This is a genomic window from Shewanella marisflavi (assembly GCF_002215585.1).
GTDB lineage: Bacteria > Pseudomonadota > Gammaproteobacteria > Enterobacterales > Shewanellaceae > Shewanella > Shewanella marisflavi.
In genome coordinates this window covers 2,699,385-2,720,232 of the sequence record NZ_CP022272.1, presented here as the reverse complement: position 1 = coordinate 2,720,232, position 20,848 = coordinate 2,699,385, and the positions used below count along the sequence as shown (strand labels likewise).

Below are 20,848 nucleotides of genomic sequence, written 5' to 3'. Positions count from 1 at the left end.
GCCATGACAAAAAAGTTAAAGATTGGCATTAGTGCCTGCGTAATGGGAGAGCCGGTGCGTTTTGACAGAGGCCATAAGAGATCGGGCTTTTGTATGGAGCAGTTGGCTGATTTTGCCGAATTTAAGCCAGTTTGTCCCGAGATGGCCATTGGCCTGCCGGTGCCCAGACCGACGATTAGGCAGATCATCAGAGACAATATTATTACTGTCTCTCGTCCTGACGGCAGCGGAGATGTCACAGAAGACTTGAAGGCTTTTGGTGCTAAAGCGGCCCAAGGCTATAAGGGGTTAGCGGGTTTCGTGTTTTGTGCCAAGAGCCCAAGCTGCGGCATGGAGCGGGTTAAGGTGTATCACCACCACGGTAAAGGCTCTGAGTCTACCGGCGTGGGAATATTTGCCGAGCAGGTGATGAAGGCTAACCCCTTGTTACCCTGTGAAGAAAATGGCCGCCTGAACGACCCCATTATTCGGGAAAACTTCACGACACGTATCTTTACTTATCAGAAGTGGTTGGAACTGCAGGCTGAGGGGATCACCCGTCATAAGCTTATTCAGTTTCACAGTGCCCATAAGTATCTGGTAATGAGCCATCATGTGGAGAGTTATCGTGCCTTGGGACGCCTGTTGGCGCGAGCTGATATCAGCATCGAGGAGCAAGCACAGCTTTATATCTCTGGCCTGATGGAAGCGCTCAAGCACAAGGCATCTCGTCGTAGTCACACCAATACACTGCAGCATCTACAAGGCTATTTTAAGCGTCAACTCGATGAGAAGAAGCGCCATGAACTGACCCAGGAGATCGCCGCCTATCGTGAGGGGCTGACGCCGTTGCTGGTGCCTTTGACACTGATCAAGCACTATCTGATTGAGTTTCCTAATGAGTATCTGCAGCAGCAGACTTACCTGAACCCTCATCCTAAGGAGTTGAGATTGAGGTATGGCTATTGAGTGCACTATTGTGGCTGAGGCGAGATTTTCGCGTCCATGATAACCCAGCCTTGACCGAGGCGTTGAGGCTGGGAGTGAAACAGGCACTCTTTATCGCGACCCCGGGCCAGTGGCAACACCATGACATGGCGCCGATAAAGGTCGATCTTATTCGTCGCCATCTTGCTCTGATGGCAAGTCAGTTAAAAGAGTATGGTATCGCGCTACAGGTGCTCTCCGCGGCTGATTATACGCAGCAGGTGAACTTGCTTACCGACTTTTGTCAACGCCAGGGGATAAGGCTGCTGCTGGCCAACAGCGAACCTGAACTCGATGAGGTGATACGAGACAAGCAGCTGTTGGATACAGGCCTGGACCTAAGGTTGTGGCAAAACGATACTATCTTGCCCCCGGGGAGCGTACGCAACCAGCAGGGCGAGATGTTCAAGGTCTTTACCCCCTTTAAGAAGGCCTGGCTTAAGCTTGTCGCCAGTTCCGGCATTGAGTGTCTACCAACGCCAGCTAAACCCTCACCCCCTGTTTTGCAGACCACCGCTGATCTCACTCTTGAGTCGATTGAGTTTGACTATCCCAAGGTAGATTCGAGTCGTTGGCCAGATAGTGCTCAGGTGATGGAGAACCTGTTACCGAGTTTCTGGGAAGACAAACTGCTCGATTATGCTGAGCGGCGGGATTTTCCAGCTATCAAGGGCACTTCAGGACTCTCTCCCTATCTGGCGATTGGCGCGATTAGCCCACGCTGGTTGGCATTGCAACTGGTGCAGCGCCACCCAGAGGTGATCTATGACATGCAGCATGGGGCCTTTAGTTGGCTTAATGAGTTGATCTGGCGTGATTTTTATAAGCATCTGCTGTTTCACTTTCCTGGGCTTATCAAGGGCAATAGTTTTCAGCCCAAGTATCAGTCGCTGCCTTGGCCCAATAACCAGGCTCACTTTCAGGCTTGGTGCGAAGGTCGCACAGGTTATCCCATTGTGGACGCGGCGATGAAACAGCTTCGACACACCGGCTGGATGCACAATCGACTGCGCATGATAGTGGCTAGCTTTTTGACTAAACACCTGCTGGTGGATTGGCACTGGGGTGAACGTTTTTTTATGCAGCATCTCATTGACGGTGATTTCAGTGCCAATAACGGCGGTTGGCAGTGGGCGGCAAGCACAGGTTGTGATGCTCAGCCTTACTTTAGGATCTTTAATCCCATTACTCAGAGTCAGAAATTTGATCCTCAAGGTCAGTTTATTCGTAAGTATCTACCAGAGCTTAATGATGTGCCGGATAAGCAGATTCACTTTCCCCATGAATATTTAGAGAGTCAGGGGAAGATTGGAAGCTACCCGGCGCCGATAGTCGATCACAAGGCGGCGCGCTTGCGGGCCTTAGCCTTTTATAAAGTGGAATAGGAAAATAAAGACGATGACGCAGGCATTATGGTTACAAAACTTTATCGCCGTGTATGGCGAACTGGGGACAGATAACCTGGAGGCGTTGCGTCAGGTCTATCATCCCGAAGTTGAATTTATCGATCCTCTCCATAATCTCAAGGGGCTAGAGGAGTTGCTGGATTATTTTGACGGTCTCTATTTACAGGTGGTCAGCTGTGATTTCACTATCGATCATGTCATCGAGCAACAAAGTGAAGCCGCTGTCTACTGGACCATGACGTTTAGGCACAAGCAATTAAACGCAAGCCAACCTATTGAGGTGGAAGGGCATTCACGACTCGGCGCCAAAGATAATAAGGTGATCTACCACAGGGACTATTTTGATTTGGGCACCATGCTGTATGAGCACCTGCCCGTGTTAGGTAGCATTATTCTTGCGGTCAAGCGCCGAGCAGTCAAATAGGGGATCAGATGATGAATGTAATGATCACTGGCGCCACTTCTGGCATAGGGCAGCAGTTAGCTTTGGCTTACGCCAAAGCGGGCGATAAGGTACTGGCCTGCGGCCGTAGTCAGGCCAAACTTGCCACCCTCACGGCGAGCCAGCCCAATATCAGTGGTTTGTGTTTCGATCTGCTGCAATATGATAGTTACCCTCAGCCCGATCCCAATCAGGGGCCGCTGGATCTCTTGATCCTTAACGCTGGTGATTGTGAGTACATAGACGATGCACTCAACTTTGATGCAGAGCGTTTCGACAAGATAATCAATATTAACCTTATCTCTATAGGCTATGCGTTACAGGCGTGGCTGCCATTAATGGCACCCGGTGGTCGTTTGGTGCTGATAAGCTCCAGCGCACAACTGCTGGCCCTGCCGCGTGCCGAGGCTTATGGTGCCTCTAAGGCGGGACTGAGTTATCTGGCCAGAGTGTTGGCAATCGATTTGGCAAAACATGATATTGCCGTAACCCTAGTACACCCAGGGTTTGTTCAGACTCCGCTGACGGATCGTAATACCTTTGCCATGCCGATGATCATCAGCGCAGAGTCGGCTGCCGAAACCATTATACGCGGCATTGCCAAGGGCAAGAGCGAGATCCGCTTCCCACGCCTGTTTGTATTTATGATGCGCCTGCTTGCGCTGCTACCTTTCCCTCTCTGGCGCCGTCTGGCATTAAGGATGGTATAACAATGAAAAAAATTGCCATTATTGGCTCGGGGATCTCAGGGTTAACCTGTGCCTATCTGCTCGATAAGCATTATGAGGTGGCCCTGTTTGAGCATAACGATTATGTTGGTGGCCATACCGCCACAGTGGACCTGCATCACCAAGGGCGGGACTATGCCATCGACACAGGCTTTATCGTGTTTAATGACAGAACATATCCCCATTTCAATCGACTACTGGAGATGTTGGGAATAAGCGGTCAGCCCACAGAGATGAGCTTTAGTGTCCATAACAGACAGAGCGGATTTGAGTACAATGGGCACGGGTTGAACTCGCTGTTTGCTCAGCGCCGTAACCTGTTTCGTCCCCGTTTCTGGCGCTTGATCCGTGAGATATTAAAATTCAATGCCCTTTGTAAGCAAAGTTATGCCGATAACGATATTCCTGAGGGAATGCGTCTGGGCGAATTTTTGCAGTTGCATGGCTTTTCTCGTTTCTTCTGTGAACATTACATCTTGCCCATGGGTGCAGCGATTTGGTCCACCAGTCTGGCCGAGATGGAACAGTTTGAGCTGAAGTTTTTTATTCGTTTTTTCTACAACCATGGCCTGCTCAATATCAGTGACAGACCCCAGTGGTACGTGGTCCCTGGTGGCTCGCGCCAATATGTTAAGGCGATTCTGGCAAGCCTTTCACAGCCGGTGCGCCTCAATAGCCGTATCGACAAGGTGACCCGCCAAGACGATAGCGTCCAGCTTATGATGGCATCGGGCGAGTCACATGAGTTTGATGAGGTGATCTTTGCCTGTCACTCGGACCAAGCTTTGGCCCTGCTGGGAGATGCCAGTGAAGCCGAGAAAGCTGTCTTGGGCGCAATTCCCTATAGTCGCAACGAGGTGGTGCTGCACACGGATGTTGGCATGTTGCCCAATCGGCCCTTAGCCTGGGCAAGCTGGAATTATCGGCTGGACGATAATGTCAGTCGTCCGGCCTGCGTCACCTACAACATGAATATTTTACAGGGCATAGACAGCGACACGACCTTCTGCGTCACCCTTAATCAGAGTGAGGAGATTGACCAGAGCAAGGTGCTGCGAAGCTTTGTCTATCACCACCCTGTGCTGAACGAGGCCAGCTGCCGAGCTCAACAAAGACGTCTGGAGATCTGCGGCCAGCATCATACCCATTTTGTTGGGGCCTATTGGTATAACGGCTTCCATGAAGACGGGGTGCGTAGTGCCTTGGATGTGACCAAACGCTTTGGCATGACCCTATGAGCGCGTTAAAAACCTCGCCTCAAAAGCATAGCGGCATTTACACAGGTCAGGTGCGTCATCGCCGCTTTGGCGATGTTGAGCATGCCTTTCAATATCGCCTCTTCATGATGGGGCTGGACCTTGATGAGCTGCCAGCACTCACCCAGCGGAGTCGGTTGTTTGGCACTGATTGGTTCAATCCCATTCGATTTAATGAAAAAGATTACCTCAAAAATGAACCTGGCAGCTTAAAGCAACGTATTGGTCACAAAGTCAGAGCATTAGGTGGTAGTTGGCAGGAGAGTAACCGGGTGTTGATGTTAGCCCAGTGCCGCTGCTTAGGGATCTATTTCAGCCCGATTAATTTCTACTTCTGCTATGACGAGCAAGACAGTTGTAAGTATATGTTGGCCGAAGTGAGTAATACGCCTTGGAATCAAAGGCATTACTACTTGTTGAGGTTAGATGGCGAGATGAAGATAAAGAAGGCTTTTCATGTGTCGCCCTTTATGGAGATGGAGATGACCTATCATTGGCGCGTCTCCCCCCCCTCAGCTAAGGCCTTAGTGCATATCGAGAATCACAAAGAGCATAAGGTGTTCGACGCGACCATGGCATTGACCAGGGAGGCAATAAACCAGAAGAGTTTGTTGCGTACCTGGATAAGCATACCATCGATGACGGTGAAAATGGTCGCTGGGATCTACTGGCAGGCGCTCAAGCTGTATCTTAAGCGGGTGCCTTTTATTTCCCATCCAGATACGGACGGCGCCAGTGGTTCAACAAAATAGCGACGGCCAGAGTTAGCGAGAACGACTAGCCAGAGTTAGCCAAAACCAATAGTCACAATGTGACGGTATTTTCAGTTAGCGAGGTAGAAATGGAACAGATAGTAAAACAAGAAAACGGTGTAAGGCCTCGCGGCGCGGCAATCTCTGTTGGCACCAACAACAAGTATCGTAATTTGGTGATCCGATTACTGGGTGAACTTGACAATGCTAGCCTTGAGCTTATTGAAGGCGATAATCATCTGGTACTTGGTGACCGTGAGGCGCCCCTAAACGCCCAATTAGTGGTGCATGACCCGCGATTTTACCGGGATGTGATACAAGGCGGCAGTATTGGCGCCGCCGAGGCTTTTCTCGATGGTAAATGGACTAGCCCTAATTTGACGGCTGTGATTCAGGTGATGGCTCGCAACCAGGCGAAGTTGGATGCGATCGAAACTAAAATGGCCTGGCTGACCCGGGTTAAAAACCTGTTCTTGAGACGAAAAAACCTCAATACCGAAACTGGATCTAAGCGCAACATCCTGGCTCACTACGACATAGGTAACGAGCTTTACGAGCGTTTTCTTGATGATTCTATGCTCTATTCTTGCGCCCTCTACAGCGAATCTGCTCAGTCCCTCGCCCAGGCGCAGCAAAACAAGCTGCAAACCATCTGCGACAAATTAGAGCTTAAGCGTGGCGATCATGTAGTGGAGATAGGCACGGGATGGGGCGCGCTGGCGATCTTTATGGCACAGGAATATGGCTGCCGCGTCACCACCACAACCATCTCAGATGCTCAATATCAGTTTGCCAAGGCGCGTATTGAAAAGCTTGGGTTGACTGGGCAGGTAACCTTGCTAAAGCAAGACTATCGCCGCCTGTCTGGCAAGTATGACAAGCTGGTCTCAATCGAGATGATTGAAGCTGTAGGTCATGAATATCTGGGGACTTTCTTTTCTACCTGCTCCAAGCTGCTTAAGGAAGATGGCAAGATGTTGATTCAGGCCATTACTATCAGCGATGGGCGTTACGAGAAATACCGTAAAGGGGTCGACTTCATTCAGAAGTATATTTTCCCCGGAGGTTGCCTGCCGTCGGTAGCCGTGATGGGCGAGCATATTGCTGCGCGCACCGACATGGTGATCTGCGACTTGCAAGATATTGGTCTGCATTATGCCAGAACCCTTAATGACTGGCGTCAGGCATTTGAGCAGGCTTGGCCCGAGCTTAACGCCTTGGGTTATGACGATAACTTTAAGCGCCTATGGCTATTTTACTTCTGCTACTGCGAAGGGGCGTTTAAGGAGCGGGTAATTGCGACTCATCATCTGGTAGCGCGCAAGCCTAGATATAAGGGGCTGCAGGATGAAAGCGTTCTGGCTTATTAATCTTGGCTTGTTCCAGCTTGCCTGGTGGTCGGCGGCATTATTGACCGAGTCGGCCAGTTATATCATCGCTGCGCTGATTGTACTGCACTGTCTGTTGTCGCCCAGTTTAAAAGCGGATCTCAGATTGATGGCGCTGCTGCCTCTTGGACTCCTGGTGGATGGTGGACTCATTGCGCTTGGCGTATTTAGAGGTCTAGAGTCGGCGTTTCCTCTCTGGCTTGTCTTGCTCTGGGTTATCTTCCTAATGAGTCTTAATCACAGTCTCAGGCCCTTGTCGCGGCTGGGACTGCCATGGCTGATGCTTATCGGCGCTTTTGGCGGGGCGGGCAGTTATTGGGCCGGCCTCAATCTGGGCGCGTTAGCCTCTGGGCAGTCTGCTCTTAATTTTTGGTTGATCGCAGCGCCGGTTTGGGCCGTGATTTTTCCTTTGTTGTTTTGGGGGCAGGGGCTCTTATCGGCCCAGCCAGCTAAGGCTAACAAGGTCATAAAGTGAGGTGAGTCATGGGCAAATATTTATTGCTACTACTCTTTAGTCTGAGCGCTCAGGCCGCTGATCTCGATAGGTTGCACAAGATAGGTAGCGGCGAGATGCAGTTTCTGTTTTGGACTTTATATCGCGCCGAGCTCTACGGCGCAGAGCCGGATTATCAAGCCGCCGGTGATAAGGCGCTGCGGATCAATTACTACCGCGACATCGACAATGATGCGCTTATTGAGGCCACCATAGACCAGTGGCGTCACTTGGGCTACTCAGATGAGCAGATAGTGCGTTGGCAGGCACATATTCAGGGGCTGTGGCCAGATGTGCGTCAGGGAGACAGCCTGACGTTATGGGTCAACACCCAGGGTGACAGTCATTTCTACTTTGGCGACAAGAAGCTGGGGCAGATCCAGGATCAGACCTTTGGCGAAGCGTTTCTCGCCATCTGGTTGTCTGAACGCACTTCGGAGCCAGAACTAAGACAAGGCCTATTGGGATTAAGACAATGAAAAAATTCGTTTTAGCATGTTTGCTGTTTCCTATGTTGCTGCTTTGTGGCTGCGGTAGTGCATCTTTAGAGGACTACAGTGATACCTCACCAGCCTTGCATCTTGATGAGTTTTTCGACGGTAAGCTAACGGCCTATGGCATAGTACTTGACCGGTCCGGTACCCTGTTAAGACGTTTCGAAGTGGATATCTTGGCTCACTGGCAAGGCGAAAAGGGAGAGATAAAGGAGTGGTTTCTGTTTGATGATGGTGAGAAGACTCAACGCACCTGGCAGTTAACCAAGCTTGATGAGAACTCCTATCAAGGGAGTGCTGAGGATGTTGTTGGCACAGCTTTCGGTCGCACCCGAGGCGCCGCCTTGTTTTGGCAATATGAACTTGAGATCCCAGTAGATGGTGAGATCTACCAGGTAACGCTAGACGATTGGATGTTTCTGCTCGATGACAAGCGCTTATTTAACAAGACCGAAATGAGCAAGTTTGGCATTAAAGTGGGAGAAGTTATCCTTTATATCGAGAAGCACTAAAGTTAAACCTCTTTAAAGTTGTCCTCTATTAACCAATACACCGCTGTTTTAGTGTGAGTCTGGTTATCTAAACTGGCTGACTTCTACTAAGATAAAGACTTATGCTCTTTTAAATTGCCGTAATTAAATCCGTAAATTGACTTCATTACTCTAACTAGCACTAAGATAGTTGTTGAACTTAAGGGAGTGAGCATAGCACTTATTAGCACATACATTGTTTGCGCGACGATGTGACTCATAAGAGGCAGCTTAGTATGAAAGGCTTACAACAATCTCAGGTGGACAGGTTTAAGGCTGAATTTAGTGGCGATGTTATATTGCCCCAAGACAGCCATTACGATGAAGTGCGACAGATCTGGAATGGCATGATAGATCGAAAACCGGGAATGATAGCCCGATGCACTTCGCCAGACGATGTGGTCAAAGCCGTTAATTTCGGCAGAGAACATCAATTACTCATCTCGGTTCGCGGCGGTGGACACAATATTGCGGGTAAGGCCTTGTGTGACGATGGCTTGATGATCGATCTGTCACTAATGAAACAGGTCAAGGTCGATCCCGACAAACAAGTGGCTTGGGTTGAGCCGGGCTGTACGCTTGAAGATTTGGACAGTGCCACACAAAAACATGGCCTGGCGACACCTGTGGGGATTAATTCCACCACAGGGATTGCAGGATTAACTTTAGGTGGCGGTTTTGGCTGGTTAAGCCGCAAGTTTGGTATGACTGTCGATAACCTGATCTCTGCCAATGTGGTGACTGCCGATGGAAATCAGCATGTTGCCAGTCAAGCCAGCGAGCCAGAACTCTTCTGGGGACTACGGGGTGGTGGCGGTAACTTCGGCATAGTCACTCAATTTGAGTTTAAACTGCACCCTGTGGGGCCTGACCTCCTCAGTGGCTTGATTGTATATCCCTTCGAACAGGCAAAATCAGTTATCAGCCAGTTTGCCAACTTTACCGCTAGCGCACCTGACGATTTGAGTGTCTGGATGGTGGCACGTAAGGCGCCGCCACTGCCATTTTTACCCGAAGCGGTACATGGAAAAGAGGTGGTCGTGTTGGCGATATGCTATGCCGGCGATCCCGTGGAAGGTGAAAAGTTGATCGCACCGCTTCGTCAATTTGGCACACCTGTCGGTGAGCATGTTGGCGTACAACCCTTTGCCGCCTGGCAGCAAGCCTTCGACCCCTTGTTGACGCCTGGTGCACGTAATTACTGGAAATCTCACAATTTTACCGATCTTAGTGAAGCGGCTATCGATACGGCCATTGAATATGCCGGCACCCTGCCCACAGATCAGTGTGAGATCTTTATCGCCTCTATAGGTTGTGCTACTTGCCTGCCTGCTGCCGATGCCATGGCGTATTCGGCCCGTGATGCTCAGTACGTGTTAAATGTGCATGTTCGCTGGGAGTCTGCCGATGACGATAAACGCTGTATCGCCTGGGCGCGGGAGTTTTTTGATAAGACCAAACCTTTTGCCAGCGGCGGCGCCTATATCAACTTCCTGACCGATGATGAAACCGATCGCACCGAGGCAGCCTATGGTGAAACCTATGGGCGTTTGCAGCAACTGAAGAAGCAGTACGATCCGAACAATCTGTTTAGGGTGAATCAGAACATTAAACCCGCTTAAATCGTGCCTTTGTGACTGAACCAGAAGCCAAGTGCCAATCTAACTGGCTACTTGGCTTCTATGGTGATTTAGCTATTTAGCTTCAGAGGCGATAACCGTTTTAATGCCGTGGGGATGAACCTTAATGCAGAGATGTCCGCGTTTGAAGGCGATAGTGGGGTTTGGCAGGCGCTCGTGCTCTCCCTTTGGCGAGCTCATTTTCACCTTAATCTCTGTTTCCTGAGCCAGCACAGGGGCGAGTGTTGGCACCCGCTCGAGTAGCTGCTCACGCAGTGTTTCAATGCTGGTCGCACCGCCAGGCAGCACCAGTTCGATATGCTCCCAACTCTCCATAGGGTACGCTTTGTCGCCAGGATAGGGCAGTTCGACACACTCGATGGATAACTCGCCTAACTGCAGTGGTTCGGAAAGTTCGAAGATTAAAATAGGACGGCCATTGATGAGGTTGTTTGAGATCAACTGCCCCCGCTGCAGAAAATAATCTCGCAGTTCATCTGCTACAGCATTGCTGTTTACCCGAATTGCGACATGATCGCAACTTAAGTCATTTAGTCCTAAATTTGCGATAAAATTCTGAATCTGTTGTGAAAAATCCGCCCAATCTTGAACGAGCTGACTTGTTATGGTTTGATTTTGCATTTTGCAGAAACCCTATTTGATTCTGTGTCTTAAAGAAAGCGTAAATGAGATATCAGCACTGTTATCCATATTGAAGATATTTTCTAATATGACAAATTCTAGTGATGTTTTCTGCCAGTTATAACGATACCCAAGAACAATTTCGTTAGAGGGGTCAGAGATATCGGCAATGTTGCTCGCTGAGCCTTCATACCAATGATGTTCGAACATGAGTTCCTGATTGTCATCCAGGTCATATTGGTAACCGAATAGCATGGCAAAGGTGGTGTTACGATAGGGTAATTGGGCAAATACCTCTTCGTTGTGGCGATATGAAACCCCAAGGCTGGTGTAAATATGATGACTACGATTTTGATAGCTGTAGTTTAATTGAAGTCCCTGTTCGAATCTTGAGTCTTTAAAAGGGCCTGAGCCCACATGATTGTAATAGAGACTTCCCCCGACAGAGAGGCCGTGATGGGGAGTTTGGATAAGCTGATATTGAGTGTAGAAGCTGAATGCGCTGGATAAGGTTTCACCTTCAAAATCGGTCACCTTGATGCCGTATTCAGGAATAATAATGTTGTTTTGATTGTGCTTAATTTTATCTCGTCCGTTCGCATCGAAACCAAATAGTGTGTGAAATTTATCGGTGACATTATCTAAATGGTTATTGGCGGAAAAATTCCAACGATATTGAATGTTTGCTTGCCATTTTTCCGTAAACTGCCATTTGGTGCCCATCAGTACACTATTTTGATAGTAGTCCGCATGATATACCTCATTTTCAGCCCAAACACTGGAGCTCGTCGCCGAAATATAGAACTCTTTGGTTTGGTGCGCCAAACTGAAACCAGAACGCAGTTGTGGCGATAACGAATTAGATTGCAGTGGCGACTGGGAATAGGTCATTAATGGACCTAAATTTGTGGCGTTTGCAAGTGATAAGGCGGGGGTAAGCGCTGCTAAGGTGGCTAGGGTAATGATTTCATTTCTGAATGTCATTATACATACTCCTTAGTCCATGGTGGGGCGATTGCGGATGATGGTTATTAGGTAAAGTTAACCGTTTACGGCCAGATCTCTATGGGGGTGCCGGTATCGACGGCGCGCCACAGCTCGTCTATCTCTTCGTTCTTGATAGCGATGCAGCCGTCGGTCCAGTTGAGGCGCTGGGCTTCGTCCGGGGTGAGTGAGGAGTTAGGATTTTGGCCGTGGATCATGATCTGTCCACCGGGATCGATACCCAGGGCGGCGGCTCTGAGCTTGTCCTCATCATTTGGGTAGGAGATATGAATGGCGCGGTAGTAGGCGCTGTCGGCCTTTTTATAGTCAAGAATATAGCGACCTTCAGGAGTGCGCTGATCGCCCTCTTGTTGTTTGTGACCCACAGGGCGATCGCCCAGGGCTATCTTGTAACGTCTAACAACTTTACCCTGTCGCATCAATAGCATACTGGCTTCAGATTTATTGACCACCACAAGATCGACCTTGCCCAGCTGGCTCTTGCTGGCACTGTGTGGTGAGCTCAAGCCACTCGATTTCGCCCAGGTAACCCCCACTGGGGCGAGCAGGCAAAGCAGCAGGAGTTGTTTAAAAAATGTCTGCATCATCTTGGTTCGGTAAAATAAAGCCACAACTTGGGTGTTCATCATACCTTATTTTAGATTAAGCTGGATCGGTTAATTCGATGTTGCTGCCGGTGACATCTGGTATGCGCCTCTAGGCGAGAGTCATAAGGATTTTTGATTGCGATGGACGATATCCCCCAAGAGACACTGAAACTAAAGCTAAGGCAGATCATCTTTGGTACAGACACAAAGGCGGGACGGTATTTCGATATCAGTCTCATCGTCTGTATCGTGCTGAGTGTTGCCTTAGTATTTGTTGATACCATTGACAGTATTCACAGTCGTTATGGCGAGTGGATCCGTATCGCCGAGTGGTGCTTTACCGGCATCTTCACCATAGAGTACCTGCTCAGACTTTACTGCTCGGCTCAGCCGGTGCAATATGCCCGCAGCTTCTACGGCGTAGTGGACTTGCTCTCTATCTTGCCAAGTTATTTGGCGCTCCTTTTCCCCGGAGCCAGCTTTACCCTCGTTATTCGTGTGCTGCGTCTGTTTCGGATATTTCGAGTGCTTAAGCTGCTGCGCTATCTCAGCGAGGGCAACCTCTTGCTGCGCGCCATGATGCAGTCGGGTCGCAAGGTGTTTCTGTTTTTCTTCTCTGTCAGCCTGATCGTCATGGTGCTCAGTGCCATCATGTATGTGGTGGAGGGGCCGGAGCATGGCTTCACCTCCATGCCTAAGTCGATTTACTGGACCATAGTGACCATCACTACAGTGGGTTATGGCGATATCACGCCGCAGACCACTCTGGGGCAGGGGATCGCCGCGCTAACCATGCTGATCGGTTACTCAATTATTGCCATCCCTACAGGTATCTTGACCTCTGAGATCTCACAGGAGATGGTGCGTAAGAAAGATCTGCGCCGTTGTAGCAACTGCCTTAAGATGGGACACGAAGTGTCAGCCCTCTACTGTGATAAGTGTGGCAGCGAACTGGAAACCGATCTTTAGAAGTTTTTGTCTGTGCCAATAGCCAAGGAATAACAATAGAATTATGACCACTGCAAAGTTTGTGCAGGGCTCTATTATGCGCCACATCTGGGTAATGAGTTCTACCGCCGCCATAGGGGTATCGGCGCTGTTTGTCGTCGATCTTATCGACATCTTTTTCCTCAGTATGTTGGGGGAGCAGGAGCTGGCGGCCGCGGTGGGATATGCGGGTACAATTTCCTTTTTTACCACTTCTATCGGTATCGGCTTAGCTATCGCACTTGGCGCCTTGGTGTCACGAGCTGTGGGGGCAAAAGAGTTTGAACTGGCTAAACGGTTATTGCTCAATAGCGCCGTCGTAACCGTGTTGGTGGCGACTTTGGTGTCCCTGGTGGTGACTTGGTATATTCCTGAGCTGCTTACCTTAGTGGGAGCCAGTGGGCGTACTGCCGAATTGGCGGCGAGTTATCTCTATATCTTAGTGCCTTCCATGCCCATTATCTGTTTGGCTATGGCTCTGGGCGCTGCGCTGCGCGCGGTTGGCGATGCCAAACTGTCTATGCTGTCGACGCTGGCCGGTGGTGGCGTAAACTTGCTATTCGATCCCATCTTTATTTTTTTGTTGGCCATGGGCATTGAGGGCGCGGCGCTGGCTTCTGTGCTCGCGCGCCTTACCGTGCTCGTGGTTGCCGCTCGCGGTGTAGTGGTGAAACATAAGCTGTTTGGCCGCTTCGATCTAACCGCTTTCAAGCAGGATATTAAGCCTATCTTTGCCATTGCGGGCCCTGCCATGATGACTAATATTGCGACCCCGATAGGTAATGCTGTGGTGACCAGGGCCATTGCCGATTTTGGTGATAGCTATGTGGCGGCTTGGGCTGTGATTGGCAGGTTGACGCCGGTGGCCTTTGGCATGATCTTCGCGCTGAGTGGCGCCATCGGCCCCATCGTTGGGCAGAATTTTGGTGCGCAGGAGTATGCTAGGGTACGACAGAGTCTGACCAAGGCGCTGCAATTTTGCGCCATCTACGTGGTTTCGGTCTCGCTGTTGTTGCTTCTGCTGCAGGAGCAGATAGTGACCCTGTTTGCCATGCAGGGGGAGAGCGCCGAGTTGATCCGCTTCTTCTGCCGTTATATTGCCGTGTTTTTTGTGTTTTCAGGGGCATTATTCGTGGCCAATGCCTCGTTTAATAACTTGGGCAAAGCTAAATATTCGACCCTGTTTAACGTAGGTAAGGCGACGCTGGGTACCATACCTTTCGTCTATTATGGCGGCCAGCTTGGGGGCGTCGAAGGGGTGTTGATAGGTCAGGTGCTCGGAGCGATCCTCTTTGGGGTCCTGGGGGTATGGACTGCCTATCGTCTGGTGGATAAGGTGCAAAATGGCGCCGTGCAAGAAAGTGCTAACGATGATCTGAATGAGGAACTGAGCCCGAGTAGCCCAAACCCACTCTCTTCATCCTGCGCCCAGATGGCGCAGATCAGTGAAGAGCAAGATTGTGAAGCGAGTAACAAAGTGACCGAGTTAGTGGTCGGTCAGGAGCGAGATTAAGCCTCTGAGTTATCACTTTCTTGAGTCGGAGCCTCTTGCTCCTCGCTCTTGGCTTTTTCAGCAGCGTTTGCTTTAGCGGCCATTTCAGCTTGCTCTTGAGCCAGCATCTTGGCGCGATCGCCTTTAGAGATATATTTCTTCACTGTCGGCGGCGTATGTTTGTTGTGACGGGCTTTGGCTCTTTTTGCCGTCTTTTTAAGCATCTTTTGTTTCTTGTTCATACTTCCACCAGGGTCTTTGATTCAGATAAAATAAGGGTTTAAACCCAGATAGCTTAAACCGGGGGCGGATTTTAACCTAATCTGTGCCAAGCGGCTATAGGCAAAGATAGCAGATAGAGGAAATATGGCTTCATTAAGCTGTGATGGCAAGATCACCTTCTTTGAGCGTTTCGAGGCAGATATTTTAAGTGGTGCTAAAACTATCACCCTTAGGGATGAGAGCGAGTCTCATTTTTCCCCAGGGCAGGTGTTGTCAGTGTCGACCTTTGAAACCGGGAGACACTTTTGCGACATTCAAGTGCTGCGAGTCGAAAAGCTCGCCTTTGATGCACTAAACCCGCGGCACGCCGAGCAGGAGAATATGACGCTGGAGCAGTTAAAGGCGGTGATCACTGAGATATATGGCGAGATTCAGACACTGTACCTGATTGAATTTCAGTTGATGAATTCTCAGTAAGCTTAGTATTGCGAGTGGTACATTAACCAGCTTCAATGATTGGCGTTGAAGACGAATGGATGCGAAAAATGACTAGATATTTAGCAGCTTGCTGTACGGCTCTATTTTTATTTTTGTCAGCAAATGGTTTGGCAGAAGAGTCCCTTGAGCAAATTAATCGCGATATTAATTATCTGAGAGAAAATGTCATTCAGGTGTTTGATTATAGCGGTCAGGATATTCAAACTGCCGAACAGGTGATATCGCAACTGAGTCAAGTGCTACAGACCAATGAGTGGAATATAGATGATCAGGTACTGTTAAGAAGAGTCAGGGGCTTGAGTCTGAAGAACATTAACATGTACAGGTTAAACTCTGGTCAAAGAGTCGATTATGTTCAGTCTGAGATGGCCTTAGAAGATATCGAGTTTGTTAGTCAACAGACCGGCTCTGATCACATACTCTACGCCGGTGGTCATGTGGCAATGCATCTGCTTAATTATCCCGTTAAAGCCTATGATTTATGGCAAAGGTGTGCCGAAAGTGGCCATGCTGGTTGCATGAATATCATGGCGACCCACAGGTTTACAGGAGAAAACGGCTTACCCGTTGATGTCAGTCAAACGGTGAAGTGGCATCAAAAAGTCTATCAAACTGGGATAGACTTTATTTGCGCTGGTGTGTATTCAGCAATCAATCTAGGTGAGTTGGCTTTCCTTTTTGACGATATCGATACGGGGGCTGATTGGCAGCAATGGCGTGAAAGAAGAGAATCGTTACTCGAAGAGGTCATTAAGCGATCCGGTGATGAGTACCTTTGTCCTATGGGGGCTTCTTATTTTAGAGACTTTGTGTTCCAGTCCATTGAGAGCGAGCCTGATTGGGACATGCTTGATTTAGCGATGAGGCATTTGCCTGAGGCCAGTGAAAAAGAAACACTGGAAATCATCAAGCAGAATATGAATTTATCCAATGCTATTGAGCATTTGGCCTTAATTAGCAATCCCATAGAGCAGTGTTCATTGACCTTGAGTTTACTTTTGTATGCCCAGCACAATGGATTGGAGTCGGCTAGCCAAGCCTTACAAAATCACATGACAACACTAAGCACGGATGATTGCCCTTGGGAATTTGCTTTGTTACAACGCATTCAGAATCGTGGTCGTTGGCAAAGTGTTGGCAGGCAAAGGCTGAACTCGTCTGAGTCGACGATGGACTAAGTTGATTAAGCGTAAGTGGCAGATAATACGATGACAAGCAACTCTGAATCAGTGGTCTTATTGCATGGTTTAGCCCGCACGCGAGGCTCGATGGAGAAGATGGCGGCCGCCTTGTCGGATCTTGGTTATCACTGCGTGAACCTTGGCTATCCTTCAACACGTTTCGATATTCAGACGCTTGCGGCCGAGCACATAGACAAGGCGTTGAAAGCGTGCTGTGGCGATAAGATCCATTTCGTGACCCATTCAATGGGGGGGATCTTGGTGCGTCAGTACCTAAGTATCAACCCTCTGCCTGCCCTTGGCCGCGTGGTGATGTTAGGCCCGCCCAATCAGGGGAGTGAGGTTGTGGATAGCCTAAAGCATTTTCCTGGATTTAAGTGGATCAACGGCCCGGCCGGAATGCAGCTTGGTACAGAAAGAGATAGTGTGCCCAACAGCTTAGGCCCGGCAAATTTTGAACTAGGGGTGATTGCCGGAACCCGCAGCATCAATCTATTACTGTCGACGCTATTGCCAGATCCCAATGATGGTAAGGTCTCGGTGGCTAACACTAAGCTTGATGGCATGCGGGATCATATCTGTCTGCCCGTGACTCACCCCTTTATGATGAATAGCGGGGCTGTGATTGCTCAGACAGTCCATTTTTTAGCCCACGGCCGTTTTAGTCACGAGGCCTAAGATAAGCTGGCTTAATGGTTGTCGGCAAACTTGCTGATGTCGGCATCGGTCGCGCCATCGTTGCATTCACCACGGATCTCGCCGCGTCCTTCCTCTATGATGCGGCTCAGTTCCAGATAACCTTCACGGCAGTATCCTGTCATGGCGATGGTCTTCTCCAGGCCTAGTTCTATCTGCTCTGTCCAGCGACTTAAATCAGGCTGATAGATAGAGCGTTTGTTACTGCCCGAACGTTTCATTCTTTCAATCTGCCTGACGCGCTGCATATGGGGCTGTTCTAGAGTCGGCAGTTCGGCGTATTTGACTCTATAGGTGAATAGCTTAATACCATTGCCCTTGATGGCGGTTTGAAAGGTATCTTCGACTCGGATGTTGAAATCGTCCACATCGCGTTTGCTGGCGCAGCCACTCAGGCTGATAAGCAGGATGAAACAGAGTAATGAGCGTATTGGCATTTGATTGTTATCTTTATTTCGCTGGTTATTAGTCTTAGCTATGCGTTACTCGAGGAGCATACCCCAATTGTCAGGGGATAGCACCCCAAGTTAACAGACTTACTTTGGCTGACTTTCTCCGCTTAACTTGATGTCGCTCACGTAAATGTGGGGTTTTGTGAAAAAAATGTTGTTATTTGTTAGCGTGTTGGCACACTCAAGGTAAGGGGAAATGTGTTAGGAGTTCCTCAATGCTAAGGAGTCTGCATGTCGGCCTTGATCAGCCTGTTTCGCTCATTACTCGGTAGTTTTCGAGATCTGGTGCCTATCATCTGTGTCGTGGCATTCTTTGAGATATTTGTGCTGCAACAGGCTCCGGCAAACCTGGCCGAGATCCTACTTGGCTTAGTGTTTATCGTTTTTGGCCTGACTTTCTTCGTATTCGGTCTCGAGATGGGGCTATTTCCCATTGGTGAGTCTTTGGCTCAGGCGCTGGCGCGTAAGGGCAGTGTCTTCTGGTTAGTCGTCTTCTCCTTCTCCCTCGGCTTTGGTACTACGCTTGCAGAGCCGGCTTTAACCGCCGTGGCTAACGAAGCCGCCGAGGTGGCGGCTAACTCAGGTGCTATCGGTGCGAGTGTTGAGGCGATGGATCGTTATGCCATGGGACTCCGGCTGACTGTGGCCATCTCTGTGGGGCTGGCTATTCTGCTCGGGGTGGTTCGTATCCTCAAAGGCTGGCCAATTCATTATCTGATCATCGGCGGTTACCTGTGTGTCATGGTGCTGACGGCGTTTGCCCCGGAAAATATTATCGGTATCGCCTATGACTCTGGTGGTGTTACCACCTCCACCATTACCGTGCCCTTGGTGACCGCCTTGGGCGTCGGGTTGGCCAGTGTGATTAAGGGGCGAAACCCTATGCTAGATGGCTTTGGGCTGATCGCCTTTGCCAGTCTGACACCTATGATTTTCGTTTTGCTCTATGGCATGTGGGTGTTGTGATGAACTATCTCAGTACTATGCTCGACACACTGTTATTGACCGCCCGTGATGTGGTGCCGATAGCGGTTATTTTGTTTGGTTTCCAGCTTGGGGTGCTTAAGCGTGCCATCGCCAATTGGCGCCGGGTGTTGTTGGGTTTTGTCTATGTGATCATTGGGCTCAGCCTGTTCCTGGTGGGGCTGGAACTGGCGCTGTTTCCTATCGGCCAGAGTATGGCCAGTCAATTAACCTCGCCGGACTTCCTTCACCCCGAGGGTGGGGATGCGCCCTTTATTTGGCAAGACTACCTTTGGGTCTATCTGTTTGCCGCCGCCATAGGATTTAGTACCACAATTGCCGAACCCTCATTGATTGCCGTGGCAATCAAGGCCAACGAAGTATCGGGCGGCGCCATCGGCATTCAAGGGCTTAGAATCTCAGTTGCCATAGGTGTCGCCATGGGGATATCACTGGGCTGCTTTCGTATCGTAGTGGGCGATCCTATTCATTACTACATCATGGCTGGCTATGTGCTGGTGGTGATCCAGACCTATTATGCCCCTAAGATGATAGTGCCGCTGGCCTATGATTCGGGCGGGGTCACCACTTCGACCGTGACGGTTCCCTTGGTGGCGGCGCTTGGCCTGGGCCTGGCAACCAATGTAGCAGGGCGTGACCCACTTATCGATGGCTTTGGCTTGATTGCCTTTGCTAGCCTGTTTCCTATGATCACTGTGATGGGTTATGCCCAGCTAGTGGAATTCTTAAGTCAGCGAAAATCCGCTAAGGAGCGAGACCATGCGCTTTAAACTTATCGTCGCCTTTGTCGATGACACCTGTACCGATACCGTGCTCGATGCGGCGCGAGAGGCGGGCGCCACGGGGGCTACAGTGATTAACCATGCCCGCGGTGAAGGACTGGAAAAGAAAAAGACCTTCATGGGGTTGGGGCTGGATATTCAGCGTGATGTGATCCTCTGGTTGGTAGAGGAGCACATGAGTCGCAGCATTTTGGAAACCATTTGCCGGGTAGGGGAGTTCGACACTAACCCAGGGCAGGGGATTGCTATACAGATAGATGTGGAGGACGCCGTGGGTGTCGCCCATCAAGTCGAAAAACTCAGCAAAGAGATTGAGGATCAACTATGAAACCAAGCAGGCTAATTAAGAACAGTGACGTCATGAAAGACAGTTATGTGATGGTCGATGGTCTGCATACCGTAGCAGAGGCGATCAAGTTAGCGGTGGGCAATGATGTCAGTATGCTTTTGGTTAATAAACGCCACGAGCATGACGAATACGGCATGGTATTGATGAGCGACATCGCGCGTAAGGTGTTGGCCAAAGACAAATCGCCAGAGCGGGTTAATGTCTATGAGATCATGATAAAACCTGTGCTATCTGTGCACGCCGACATGGACATTCGCTATACCGCCAGGTTATTCGAACGCTTTGGCATCAACAAGGCGCCCGTGATTGAGGCGGGTAAGATCCTTGGTGTCGTAACCTACGATGATATCGTCCTTAAAGGGATGATGCCCCAACTCTAAGCTTAGGTTTGGTCAATAAAAAAGGGCACCTTTTGGTGCCCTTAATCGCTTAAGCGAAACGTTTATTGAGATAATCTATGATATCTGAAGATTCATACATCCATTTAGTTTCACCAGCTTCTTCGATGCGTAGACAAGGTACCTTAGCTAGGCCACCTTGTTCTACCAGTGTCTGCTGATGATCTGTCTGCTTGGCATCTATGGTCGCGATATTTAATCCCTGACGACGAATGGCTCGGCGTACCTTGACGCAGAAGGGGCAGGCGGCGTACTGATACAGTTGCAGGCTTTGGGTCTGCTCATCGACTTTGGCTTGCTCGGCCAGCGGACGTTGGCGCTTCTTAGGGGTAAATACAAAATTCAGAAACAGGATAATTCGACCTAAAACCCAACGAACAATAAACATTAACGACTCCTCTACGTTTTTGATGGAGCGGATTCTATCGCAAGCGTGATTGAGATCAAAGCCCTGAGCTTAAATGTGAACTCATAAGGAAAAAAGGAGCGGGTTTTAGTT

General features: G+C 49.6%; 26 protein-coding genes. 20 read left to right on the top strand and 6 right to left on the bottom strand.

Going from position 1 to position 20,848, the window contains the following annotated elements; genetic code table 11:
- Positions 1–3 precede the first annotated feature (3 nt).
- The 11 genes from CFF01_RS11965 to CFF01_RS11915 all read left to right on the top strand — a co-directional run bounded on the left by CFF01_RS11965 (position 4) and on the right by CFF01_RS11915 (position 10,077).
- Positions 4–948, top strand: a complete 945-nt coding sequence (locus CFF01_RS11965) for a YbgA family protein (protein WP_088904936.1) — start codon at positions 4–6, stop codon at positions 946–948.
- A complete protein-coding gene (gene phrB, locus CFF01_RS11960; RefSeq protein WP_088904935.1) occupies positions 945–2,351 on the top strand; it encodes a deoxyribodipyrimidine photo-lyase in 1,407 nt (468 codons plus the stop codon). Before CFF01_RS11965 ends, phrB begins: the two co-directional genes overlap by 4 nt.
- Before the next feature lie 13 nt (positions 2,352–2,364).
- Positions 2,365–2,796 carry a nuclear transport factor 2 family protein gene (locus CFF01_RS11955; RefSeq protein WP_033540020.1) on the top strand — a complete coding sequence of 144 codons (432 nt, stop codon included), beginning with the start codon at positions 2,365–2,367 and terminating at the stop codon, positions 2,794–2,796.
- Positions 2,797–2,807: 11 nt separating this feature from the next.
- The gene (locus tag CFF01_RS11950; protein WP_088905942.1) at positions 2,808–3,524 is read left to right on the top strand and encodes an SDR family NAD(P)-dependent oxidoreductase; all 717 of its coding nucleotides are present in this window, start codon (positions 2,808–2,810) and stop codon (positions 3,522–3,524) included.
- Between the two features lie 2 nt (positions 3,525–3,526).
- Entirely contained in the window at positions 3,527–4,780 is a 1,254-nt protein-coding gene (locus CFF01_RS11945) for an NAD(P)/FAD-dependent oxidoreductase (protein WP_088904934.1), read from the top strand.
- Positions 4,777–5,550, top strand: coding sequence for a DUF1365 domain-containing protein (locus CFF01_RS11940; RefSeq protein ID WP_088904933.1), 774 nt, complete (start codon positions 4,777–4,779; stop codon positions 5,548–5,550). Before CFF01_RS11945 ends, CFF01_RS11940 begins: the two co-directional genes overlap by 4 nt.
- 89 nt (positions 5,551–5,639) lie before the next feature.
- The gene (locus tag CFF01_RS11935; protein ID WP_088904932.1) at positions 5,640–6,920 is read left to right on the top strand and encodes an SAM-dependent methyltransferase; all 1,281 of its coding nucleotides are present in this window, start codon (positions 5,640–5,642) and stop codon (positions 6,918–6,920) included.
- Positions 6,898–7,413, top strand: a complete 516-nt coding sequence (locus tag CFF01_RS11930) for a DUF2878 domain-containing protein (protein WP_088904931.1) — start codon at positions 6,898–6,900, stop codon at positions 7,411–7,413. The genes CFF01_RS11935 and CFF01_RS11930 overlap by 23 nt, the downstream gene beginning before the upstream one ends.
- A gap of 8 nt (positions 7,414–7,421) precedes the next feature.
- The gene (locus CFF01_RS11925) at positions 7,422–7,910 is read left to right on the top strand and encodes a chalcone isomerase family protein (RefSeq protein ID WP_033540015.1); all 489 of its coding nucleotides are present in this window, start codon (positions 7,422–7,424) and stop codon (positions 7,908–7,910) included.
- Positions 7,907–8,437, top strand: coding sequence for a DUF3833 domain-containing protein (locus CFF01_RS11920; RefSeq protein WP_088904930.1), 531 nt, complete (start codon positions 7,907–7,909; stop codon positions 8,435–8,437). The genes CFF01_RS11925 and CFF01_RS11920 overlap by 4 nt, the downstream gene beginning before the upstream one ends.
- Positions 8,438–8,691: 254 nt before the next feature.
- Positions 8,692–10,077, top strand: coding sequence for an FAD-binding oxidoreductase (locus CFF01_RS11915; RefSeq protein ID WP_088904929.1), 1,386 nt, complete (start codon positions 8,692–8,694; stop codon positions 10,075–10,077).
- Between the two features lie 72 nt (positions 10,078–10,149).
- On the opposite strand, the gene CFF01_RS11910 is transcribed toward CFF01_RS11915, so the two are convergent.
- From CFF01_RS11910 to CFF01_RS11900, 3 genes are all read right to left on the bottom strand, one after another.
- Entirely contained in the window at positions 10,150–10,716 is a 567-nt protein-coding gene (locus CFF01_RS11910; protein ID WP_088904928.1) for a VOC family protein, read from the bottom strand.
- A gap of 12 nt (positions 10,717–10,728) precedes the next feature.
- Positions 10,729–11,700 (bottom strand): DUF3187 family protein, encoded by a 972-nt coding sequence (locus CFF01_RS11905; RefSeq protein WP_088904927.1) that lies wholly within the window; start codon positions 11,698–11,700, stop codon positions 10,729–10,731.
- Positions 11,701–11,765: 65 nt separating this feature from the next.
- Positions 11,766–12,305, bottom strand: a complete 540-nt coding sequence (locus tag CFF01_RS11900; RefSeq protein ID WP_408640518.1) for a L,D-transpeptidase family protein — start codon at positions 12,303–12,305, stop codon at positions 11,766–11,768.
- A gap of 144 nt (positions 12,306–12,449) precedes the next feature.
- On the opposite strand from CFF01_RS11900, the gene CFF01_RS11895 reads away from it, so the two are divergent.
- Both CFF01_RS11895 and CFF01_RS11890 read left to right on the top strand, forming a co-directional pair.
- On the top strand, positions 12,450–13,277 hold the full coding sequence (locus tag CFF01_RS11895) for an ion transporter (RefSeq protein ID WP_088904925.1): 828 nt from the start codon (positions 12,450–12,452) through the stop codon (positions 13,275–13,277).
- Between the two features lie 43 nt (positions 13,278–13,320).
- Entirely contained in the window at positions 13,321–14,808 is a 1,488-nt protein-coding gene (locus CFF01_RS11890) for an MATE family efflux transporter (RefSeq protein WP_033540010.1), read from the top strand.
- Here the strand turns inward: CFF01_RS11890 and CFF01_RS11885 are convergent.
- Positions 14,805–15,029 carry a DUF2986 domain-containing protein gene (locus tag CFF01_RS11885; RefSeq protein WP_033540009.1) on the bottom strand — a complete coding sequence of 75 codons (225 nt, stop codon included), beginning with the start codon at positions 15,027–15,029 and terminating at the stop codon, positions 14,805–14,807. The genes CFF01_RS11890 and CFF01_RS11885 overlap by 4 nt on opposite strands.
- Before the next feature lie 124 nt (positions 15,030–15,153).
- Here CFF01_RS11885 and yqfB point away from each other — a divergent pair, with 124 nt between their 5' ends.
- The 3 genes from yqfB to CFF01_RS11870 all read left to right on the top strand — a co-directional run bounded on the left by yqfB (position 15,154) and on the right by CFF01_RS11870 (position 17,366).
- Entirely contained in the window at positions 15,154–15,486 is a 333-nt protein-coding gene (gene yqfB / locus CFF01_RS11880; RefSeq protein WP_088904924.1) for a N(4)-acetylcytidine aminohydrolase, read from the top strand.
- A gap of 68 nt (positions 15,487–15,554) precedes the next feature.
- Positions 15,555–16,685: a hypothetical protein gene (locus CFF01_RS11875; RefSeq protein WP_088904923.1), complete on the top strand. Its 1,131-nt coding sequence runs from the start codon at positions 15,555–15,557 to the stop codon at positions 16,683–16,685.
- Between the two features lie 30 nt (positions 16,686–16,715).
- Entirely contained in the window at positions 16,716–17,366 is a 651-nt protein-coding gene (locus CFF01_RS11870) for an esterase/lipase family protein (protein ID WP_088904922.1), read from the top strand.
- Between the two features lie 11 nt (positions 17,367–17,377).
- On the opposite strand, the gene CFF01_RS11865 is transcribed toward CFF01_RS11870, so the two are convergent.
- Positions 17,378–17,821: a hypothetical protein gene (locus CFF01_RS11865; RefSeq protein ID WP_033540005.1), complete on the bottom strand. Its 444-nt coding sequence runs from the start codon at positions 17,819–17,821 to the stop codon at positions 17,378–17,380.
- 246 nt (positions 17,822–18,067) lie between these two features.
- Here CFF01_RS11865 and CFF01_RS11860 point away from each other — a divergent pair, with 246 nt between their 5' ends.
- Genes CFF01_RS11860 through CFF01_RS11845 form a run of 4 tightly spaced genes read left to right on the top strand, consistent with a single transcriptional unit; the run spans position 18,068 to position 20,331 of the window.
- Positions 18,068–18,802, top strand: a complete 735-nt coding sequence (locus tag CFF01_RS11860) for a DUF1538 domain-containing protein (protein WP_033540004.1) — start codon at positions 18,068–18,070, stop codon at positions 18,800–18,802.
- Positions 18,802–19,590, top strand: a complete 789-nt coding sequence (locus CFF01_RS11855; RefSeq protein WP_181404188.1) for a DUF1538 domain-containing protein — start codon at positions 18,802–18,804, stop codon at positions 19,588–19,590. The genes CFF01_RS11860 and CFF01_RS11855 overlap by 1 nt, the downstream gene beginning before the upstream one ends.
- The gene (locus tag CFF01_RS11850; RefSeq protein WP_033540002.1) at positions 19,580–19,930 is read left to right on the top strand and encodes a P-II family nitrogen regulator; all 351 of its coding nucleotides are present in this window, start codon (positions 19,580–19,582) and stop codon (positions 19,928–19,930) included. The genes CFF01_RS11855 and CFF01_RS11850 overlap by 11 nt, the downstream gene beginning before the upstream one ends.
- Complete coding sequence (locus tag CFF01_RS11845) at positions 19,927–20,331, top strand: CBS domain-containing protein (RefSeq protein WP_088904920.1); 405 nt, start codon at positions 19,927–19,929, stop codon at positions 20,329–20,331. Before CFF01_RS11850 ends, CFF01_RS11845 begins: the two co-directional genes overlap by 4 nt.
- A gap of 49 nt (positions 20,332–20,380) precedes the next feature.
- Here the strand turns inward: CFF01_RS11845 and CFF01_RS11840 are convergent, their stop codons facing one another.
- Positions 20,381–20,737, bottom strand: coding sequence for a glutathione S-transferase N-terminal domain-containing protein (locus CFF01_RS11840; protein ID WP_033540000.1), 357 nt, complete (start codon positions 20,735–20,737; stop codon positions 20,381–20,383).
- Between the last annotated feature and the right edge of the window lie 111 nt (positions 20,738–20,848).

Bases quoted from the DNA above. Each gene is read 5' to 3' on its own strand.
- CFF01_RS11840 (WP_033540000.1), bottom strand. From the start codon at position 20,737: ATGTTTATTGTTCGTTGGGTTTTAGGTCGAATTATCCTGTTTCTGAAT.
- CFF01_RS11950 (WP_088905942.1), top strand. From the start codon at position 2,808: ATGAATGTAATGATCACTGGCGCCACTTCTGGCATAGGGCAGCAGTTA.
- CFF01_RS11930 (WP_088904931.1), top strand. From the start codon at position 6,898: ATGAAAGCGTTCTGGCTTATTAATCTTGGCTTGTTCCAGCTTGCCTGG.
- CFF01_RS11890 (WP_033540010.1), top strand. From the start codon at position 13,321: ATGACCACTGCAAAGTTTGTGCAGGGCTCTATTATGCGCCACATCTGG.
- CFF01_RS11905 (WP_088904927.1), bottom strand. From the start codon at position 11,700: ATGACATTCAGAAATGAAATCATTACCCTAGCCACCTTAGCAGCGCTT.
- CFF01_RS11920 (WP_088904930.1), top strand. From the start codon at position 7,907: ATGAAAAAATTCGTTTTAGCATGTTTGCTGTTTCCTATGTTGCTGCTT.
- CFF01_RS11955 (WP_033540020.1), top strand. From the start codon at position 2,365: ATGACGCAGGCATTATGGTTACAAAACTTTATCGCCGTGTATGGCGAA.
- CFF01_RS11910 (WP_088904928.1), bottom strand. From the start codon at position 10,716: ATGCAAAATCAAACCATAACAAGTCAGCTCGTTCAAGATTGGGCGGAT.
- CFF01_RS11940 (WP_088904933.1), top strand. From the start codon at position 4,777: ATGAGCGCGTTAAAAACCTCGCCTCAAAAGCATAGCGGCATTTACACA.
- CFF01_RS11900 (WP_408640518.1), bottom strand. From the start codon at position 12,305: ATGCAGACATTTTTTAAACAACTCCTGCTGCTTTGCCTGCTCGCCCCA.
- CFF01_RS11870 (WP_088904922.1), top strand. From the start codon at position 16,716: ATGACAAGCAACTCTGAATCAGTGGTCTTATTGCATGGTTTAGCCCGC.
- CFF01_RS11925 (WP_033540015.1), top strand. From the start codon at position 7,422: ATGGGCAAATATTTATTGCTACTACTCTTTAGTCTGAGCGCTCAGGCC.
- CFF01_RS11945 (WP_088904934.1), top strand. From the start codon at position 3,527: ATGAAAAAAATTGCCATTATTGGCTCGGGGATCTCAGGGTTAACCTGT.
- CFF01_RS11860 (WP_033540004.1), top strand. From the start codon at position 18,068: ATGTCGGCCTTGATCAGCCTGTTTCGCTCATTACTCGGTAGTTTTCGA.
- CFF01_RS11845 (WP_088904920.1), top strand. From the start codon at position 19,927: ATGAAACCAAGCAGGCTAATTAAGAACAGTGACGTCATGAAAGACAGT.
- CFF01_RS11915 (WP_088904929.1), top strand. From the start codon at position 8,692: ATGAAAGGCTTACAACAATCTCAGGTGGACAGGTTTAAGGCTGAATTT.
- CFF01_RS11855 (WP_181404188.1), top strand. From the start codon at position 18,802: ATGAACTATCTCAGTACTATGCTCGACACACTGTTATTGACCGCCCGT.
- CFF01_RS11865 (WP_033540005.1), bottom strand. From the start codon at position 17,821: ATGCCAATACGCTCATTACTCTGTTTCATCCTGCTTATCAGCCTGAGT.
- CFF01_RS11875 (WP_088904923.1), top strand. From the start codon at position 15,555: ATGACTAGATATTTAGCAGCTTGCTGTACGGCTCTATTTTTATTTTTG.
- CFF01_RS11935 (WP_088904932.1), top strand. From the start codon at position 5,640: ATGGAACAGATAGTAAAACAAGAAAACGGTGTAAGGCCTCGCGGCGCG.
- CFF01_RS11850 (WP_033540002.1), top strand. From the start codon at position 19,580: ATGCGCTTTAAACTTATCGTCGCCTTTGTCGATGACACCTGTACCGAT.
- yqfB (WP_088904924.1), top strand. From the start codon at position 15,154: ATGGCTTCATTAAGCTGTGATGGCAAGATCACCTTCTTTGAGCGTTTC.
- CFF01_RS11885 (WP_033540009.1), bottom strand. From the start codon at position 15,029: ATGAACAAGAAACAAAAGATGCTTAAAAAGACGGCAAAAAGAGCCAAA.
- CFF01_RS11965 (WP_088904936.1), top strand. From the start codon at position 4: ATGACAAAAAAGTTAAAGATTGGCATTAGTGCCTGCGTAATGGGAGAG.
- CFF01_RS11895 (WP_088904925.1), top strand. From the start codon at position 12,450: ATGGACGATATCCCCCAAGAGACACTGAAACTAAAGCTAAGGCAGATC.